General features: G+C 49.4%; 5 protein-coding genes and 1 pseudogene. All 6 read left to right on the top strand.

Features of this window, described 5'->3' with window-relative positions:
- A partial coding sequence (gene metG / locus A3751_RS07220; RefSeq protein WP_068453816.1) for a methionine--tRNA ligase occupies nt 1–1,803 on the top strand: 1,803 nt, incomplete at its 5' end.
- 18 nt (nt 1,804–1,821) lie between these two features.
- Entirely contained in the window at nt 1,822–2,403 is a 582-nt protein-coding gene (gene rsxA, locus A3751_RS07225) for an electron transport complex subunit RsxA (RefSeq protein ID WP_068453819.1), read from the top strand.
- Complete coding sequence (gene rsxB, locus A3751_RS07230) at nt 2,403–2,972, top strand: electron transport complex subunit RsxB (protein ID WP_156492308.1); 570 nt, start codon at nt 2,403–2,405, stop codon at nt 2,970–2,972. The genes rsxA and rsxB overlap by 1 nt, the downstream gene beginning before the upstream one ends.
- Nucleotides 2,972–5,083 (top strand): electron transport complex subunit RsxC, encoded by a 2,112-nt coding sequence (rsxC, locus tag A3751_RS07235; protein ID WP_068453825.1) that lies wholly within the window; start codon nt 2,972–2,974, stop codon nt 5,081–5,083. Before rsxB ends, rsxC begins: the two co-directional genes overlap by 1 nt.
- On the top strand, nt 5,083–6,132 hold the full coding sequence (gene rsxD, locus A3751_RS07240; protein ID WP_068453827.1) for an electron transport complex subunit RsxD: 1,050 nt from the start codon (nt 5,083–5,085) through the stop codon (nt 6,130–6,132). Before rsxC ends, rsxD begins: the two co-directional genes overlap by 1 nt.
- An 18-nt stretch (nt 6,133–6,150) precedes the next feature.
- Nucleotides 6,151–6,427: pseudogene (locus A3751_RS07245) on the top strand (hypothetical protein); the annotation flags it as partial.

A 6,427-nucleotide genomic window follows, 5' to 3' on the forward strand; every position in this document is an offset into this window, starting at 1 on the left:
AAAGACTTTGCCGGATTTTCCGTTGGCTTCGACAATTATTACTCAACGCATTCACCAGAAAATAAAGCGTTTGCAGAATCTATTTATACTGCGCTTGATAACAATGGAAAGATTGCCCGCCGTAGCATTACGCAAGCCTTCGACCCTGAGAAGAACCTGTTCCTAGCTGATCGGTTCATTAAAGGCACTTGCCCCAAGTGTAAAACAGAAGATCAATACGGTGATAATTGCGAGAGTTGCGGAGCAACCTACTCACCCATGGATCTCATTGATCCGGTATCGGCAATTTCGGGGGCAACGCCCATCGAAAAAGACTCTGAGCACTTCTTTTTCAAGCTTCCAGAGTTCCAGGATTTTTTAGCAAAATGGACGCGCAGCGGCACTTTGCAAGAGCAAATCGCCAATAAACTCGCCGAATGGCTCGATGCAGGCTTACAGGAGTGGGATATCTCGCGCGATGCGCCGTACTTCGGCTTTGAGATTCCTGGGCACGCCAACAAATACTTTTATGTGTGGCTGGATGCTCCGATCGGTTACATGGCAAGTTTTAAAAACCTATGCGATAAGCGAGATGATCTAGACTTCGAAGAGTACTGGAACAAAGACTCGAAAACCGAGCTGTATCATTTTATCGGCAAAGACATTATTAACTTCCATGCTCTGTTCTGGCCCGCCATGCTGAATTGCGCAGATTACCGCACCCCAACCGCGGTTTATGCCCACGGCTTCGTTACGGTCAATGGCAAAAAAATGTCGAAGTCACGCGGCACATTTATCAAAGCGGCAACCTATCTGGACCATTTAGATCCTGAGTATCTGCGTTACTACTTCGCAGCCAAGCTAACATCCAATGTGGATGATCTGGATCTTAACCTTGAGGATTTTGCGCAACGGGTTAACTCGGATCTAGTCGGCAAAGTCGTCAATATCGCCAGCCGCTGTGCCGGCTTTATCACTAAAAAGTTTGATGGCGAGCTTTGTGCCAACCCCGATACCGCGTTACTTCAACAATTTGTTGATGCCGGCGATCAAATAGCAAAGTGCTATGAGACGCGTGAATTTGGTAAAGCCGTTCGCCGCATTATGGAATTGGCAGATATTGCTAATCAATACATCGACGAACAAGCACCCTGGGTCGTAGCAAAAGACCCGGAACAAGCAGAACGCTTGCATGAGATATGTTCCAACGGCATCAATATGTTCCGCCAGCTAATGACTTACCTTGGGCCAATTCTTCCTACCATGCTTAGTAAAGCTGAGAGCTTTTTAAACACCGAGCTCAACTGGAGTGTTCGTGAGATTGTGCTGACGAAGCATACGATCAACAAGTTTAAGCCGCTAATGACCCGTGTTGAGATGAAAAAAATCGATGCCATGCTTGAAGCGTCTAAAGAAGCGGTAGCACAGGAGCAGCAGCTCGGTAAGAAGCCTGAAAATACGGTTGAATCAGAACCAAGCGAGCACGAAGCAATTGCGGCCGAAATCGAGTTTGATGATTTTGCAAAAGTGGACCTGCGTGTTGCCCTCATCAAAAATGCCGAGCATGTGGATGGCGCGAAAAAGTTGCTCAAATTAACCTTAGATCTAGGCTTTGCCGAGAAGCAGGTTTTCTCTGGTATTAAATCTGCTTATTCTCCGGAAGATCTAATCGGTAAGCTGACTGTTATGGTGGCCAATCTCAAGCCACGAAAAATGAAGTTCGGCATGTCTGAAGGCATGGTATTAGCAGCAGGCCCAGGCGGAAAAGACATCTGGCTACTTGAACCCCACGCAGGCGCCCAGCCTGGCATGCGGATTATGTAAGGGCTTTCGGAAACCGTCATGACAGAGTATCTACTCATTCTGGTCAGTACAATTTTGGTCAACAACTTTGTATTGGTCCAATTTCTTGGCTTGTGCCCATTTATGGGTGTATCAAACAAGCTTGAAACGGCCATGGGCATGTCCTTCGCGACAACTTTTGTGCTAACGCTGTCATCCGTTTGCGCCTATCTTGTCTACACGTACCTGTTACTGCCCTTTGATCTAGGATATTTGCAAACAATCTCGTTTATCCTCGTGATTGCCGTGGTCGTTCAATTCACTGAACTGGTTGTTCGCAAAACAAGCCCTCTGCTATATCGTGTGTTGGGTATCTTTCTGCCATTGATCACAACAAACTGCGCCGTTCTTGGTGTCGCCTTGCTAAATATAAAAAAGCAGAATGATTTCTTTGAATCGATTCTTTATGGTTTTGGTGCGGCAATTGGCTTTTCGTTGGTTCTGATTCTTTTCTCCGCCATGCGCGAGCGACTGGCGTTTGCCGATGTTCCAACCCCCTTTAAAGGCTCTGCCATTGGAATGATTACGGCAGGCTTAATGTCCCTCGCGTTCATGGGCTTTACTGGACTGGTTGCATTCTGATGTCAGTTGCTCTCACAGCGATTATTGTCTTACTAGTATTGGCTTCCGTGTTTGGAGCGATACTTGGCTTTGCGGCTATTCGTTTCAGAGTGGAGGGGAATCCAATTGTCGATCAGATCGACAATTTGCTCCCGCAAACGCAATGCGGACAATGCGGCCATCCTGGTTGCAGGCCATACGCGCAAGCCATTGCCGACGGCGAAGATATCAACAAATGTCCCCCAGGCGGCGAGACAACCATTCAAGCGTTGGCAGACCTACTCGACGTAGAGGTCAAACCCCTGGATGCCGAACACGGCGAAGAGAAAGCTAAGCAGGTCGCCGTTATTCGCGAGGACGAGTGTATCGGCTGCACCAAGTGTATTCAGGCCTGCCCTGTTGATGCCATTCTCGGTGCAGCAAAGCATATGCATACGGTGATTGCATCTGAATGCACAGGTTGCGATCTCTGCGTCGAGCCTTGTCCAGTCGACTGTATCGATATGGTTGAGGTCGATACAGGCATTGTTGGTTGGCACTGGTCAGCTCCGCAGTCCAACCTTATTGCTAGTGATCGAGGTGTCGCGTAATGCAGTCTGAACGCTTTATCCACAAAAACACGCGTACTTTGCACGACATCCCCGGTGGCATTCACCCCGAAGAGAACAAATGGCAAAGCACCCAGGATCCTATTCGTCAGCCACGCCTGCCAAAAACTCTGATCGTGCCGCTGCAACAGCATGCAGGCAAACCGGCCAAGATTCTTGTAAAAGCGGGCGAGTCAGTACTCAAAGGGCAGTTAATTGCCGAGTCTGATGGCGTGATTAGCGCTAACGTGCATGCTTCTAGTTCAGGCACGGTTCGCGAAATTGCAGAGCATTCCATCGCACACCCCTCCGGTTTAGCTGCCGAATGTATCGTCATTGATACCGATGGCAAAGATACTTGGTGCTCCCTAACTCAGCATGAAGATTATCTGAATCTGCCACGCGAAACCGTGTTAGAAGTGGTTCGCGGCGCAGGCATTGCTGGAATGGGAGGTGCCGGCTTTCCAACCGACGTAAAACTACATCCTGCAAATCTAAAACAACTGAACACACTGATCATTAATGGCATCGAGTGCGAGCCTTACATCACCGCCGATGACATGCTAATGCGCAGTTATGCAGATGAGGTTCTGCGCGGCATCGAGATCATGGCAAGACTGCTGGAGCCAAAGAACGTCGTACTGGCTATTGAAGACAATAAGCCACACGCATTTGAAGCGATTCAGGCGGCGCTTGAAGAGCGCTCAAGCCATACGACTGCCGCGAAATATGATGTTGAGTTAGCCGTTATCCCGACAAAATACCCTTCAGGTGGCGAAAAGCAGCTGATTCAGATTCTTACTGGACAAGAAGTACCCAGTGGCGGCATTCCTGCCGACATAGGCATTGTCTGCCAAAATGTTGCAACGGCACGCGCCGTTTATCGCGCGGTTCGTTATGGCGAACCGCTGATATCTCGAATAACCACATTAAGTGGTGAGGCGATAGGCCAACCCTGCAATGTGGAAGTCTTGATAGGCACGCCTATTTCGCATTTGCTCAACGAGTTTGACTATCAACCCGCCCGCCATCCAAGACTGATTATTGGTGGCCCGATGATGGGTTACACAGTGGAAGACGCAAACACACCTGTCGTCAAAACCACAAACTGCATCCTCGCGCCAGAAGTGAATGAACTTCCCCTGAGCGAACACGCGCAGGCATGTATACGTTGTGGCCTCTGTACAGAGGCGTGCCCTGCGGAGCTGCTTCCGCAACAGCTGTACTGGTTCTCGCGCTCTGGCGAATATGAAAAAGCAGAGCACCATAACTTGTTTGACTGCATAGAGTGCGGCGCCTGTGCGTACGTTTGTCCCAGCTCGATTCCACTTGTGCAGTACTATCGTCATGCCAAGGGAGAAATCAAAGAGCAGCGCTTAGAAACAGAGAAATCTGATCGAGCTCGAATTCGGTTTGAAGCCCGACAAGAGCGCCTAGAACGAGAGGCTCAGGAAAAAGAAGCTAAGCGCAAAGCACGCGCAGATGCAGCCGCAAAAATGCAGGCCGAGAAAGCAAGTTTAGCCACAGCGCAAAATGCAGATACGCCTTCTGGAAAGGCGAACAACACGGCAACTCAAGATCCCAAAAAAGCAGCGATTGAAGCGGCGTTAGCGCGTAAACAAGCCAATACAGAAGCTGCGCCGACGTTAGCAACTAGTGCAGAGCCAGAGAAATCAATCGATGAATTAAAAGAGCTCTTCGAAAAAGCGCAACTTAAACTCGATAAAATGATCGACGCTTTAGAAGACGCAAAAGCAAATGCGCCTGACAATGTCGCCAAACTTCAACGCGCGGTTGAAAAAAACCAGTTACGTGTTAATCAAGCCAAGCAGAATTACGAAAAAGCTCGGAAAGTTGCTGAGAACAATCAGCCTTCCGCATCCCCTGCAACATCTAGCACAGCCCTACAACCCTCGCTTGAAGAGCTACATGTTCATCTCGAAAAGGCGCAGAATAAGCTCGAAAAGATGGAAGAAGCTCTTAAAGAAGCAAAGAGCAACACACCGGATGCAATAGAGAAACTGCAGCGTGCAGTAACTAAAAACAAAGTCAGAGTCGCGGCGGCGCAAGAGGCTTATGATCACGTACTCAAACAACAGCAAGAGACAAACTAATGGCTTTGATTTCGCGAAGCTCTCCACATACACGGCAAAACCAAGACACCTCAAGCATTATGCGATGGGTCATACTGCTTTGTGTGCCCGGCCTGCTTGCTCAGACCTATTTTTTTGGCTGGGGTAACCTTCACAATGTCCTGCTATGCAGCGCTGCAGCAATGCTCAGTGAAGCCGCAATTCTGGCCATCCGAAAGCGCCACATTGGCTTTTATCTCCGCGACTATAGCGCTCTGTTAACAGGGGTACTCTTGGGTATCGCCCTGCCACCACTTGCACCTTGGTGGGTCAGCGTGATTGCCGCCAGCTTTTCCATTATTTTCGTCAAACAGCTCTACGGCGGTCTTGGTTATAACCCCTTTAATCCTGCGATGGCCGGCTACGCGTTGGTACTCATCTCTTTTCCAGTGGCGATGACAACCACATGGTCAACGCCAACCCCCTTGCAAGATGGCTTCCCGTCATTTAGCCAGACCATCGAGGTAATTTGGGAGCAGAATGCTGCGACTGACGGACTAACGGGCGCTACCCCCCTAGATGTTTATAAACACGAGATCAAAGCCGGTACTGCCGAAACAGTAACAGAAAACCCGGTTTTTGGTTCTGGGGTCGCTTTGGGGTGGGAGTGGGTCAATGCCGGGTTTCTTCTTGGCGGCTTAATACTTTTAGCCATGCGCATTATCCATTGGCAAACACCCGTAGGCGTCATTCTAGGAATCGCACTCCCTGCCTTGCTGTTTTCATCTGATGCGGATCAAGCGGTTCCTGTGGGCCTTCACCTATTCGCCGGTGCCACGATGTTTTGCGCGTTCTTTATCGCCACAGACCCTGTATCTTCAGCGACCACTCCAAGAGGCCGCTTAGTCTTTGGACTAGGCGTAGGCGTGCTTATTTACGTTATACGAACCTTTGGCGCTTACCCAGATGCCGTAGCTTTCGCCGTGCTTCTCATGAACTTTGCCGCGCCATTGATTGACGTCTATACGCAACCGCGAACTTATGGCCATCAAAAAGCTAAGCGCGGTACCAAAGAAAAAGAAAAGCATTAGCTAGGATTTCATAACAGTATGACTAACGAAGACCAAGCACCAATAAGCTCGTTTCAATCAGCCATTCGCGCTGCGATCGGGCTAGGTCTATTTGCGATACTAACAGCAGGTCTCGTTGCGCTTGTGCAGCTAAATACAAAAGAACGCATCGTCGAACAGGCGACCAAAGCCCGTTTGGCGGCACTCTACGAACTCGTACCGGAATCCTACCGTGACAATGACCTGCTGGCAGACAGCTACATGCTCTCTATTCGCGAGGGTGCAGAGCCTCAAAGCGTTTTTCTTGCGCGCAGCG

Source organism: Oleiphilus sp. HI0080 (genome assembly GCF_001635135.1).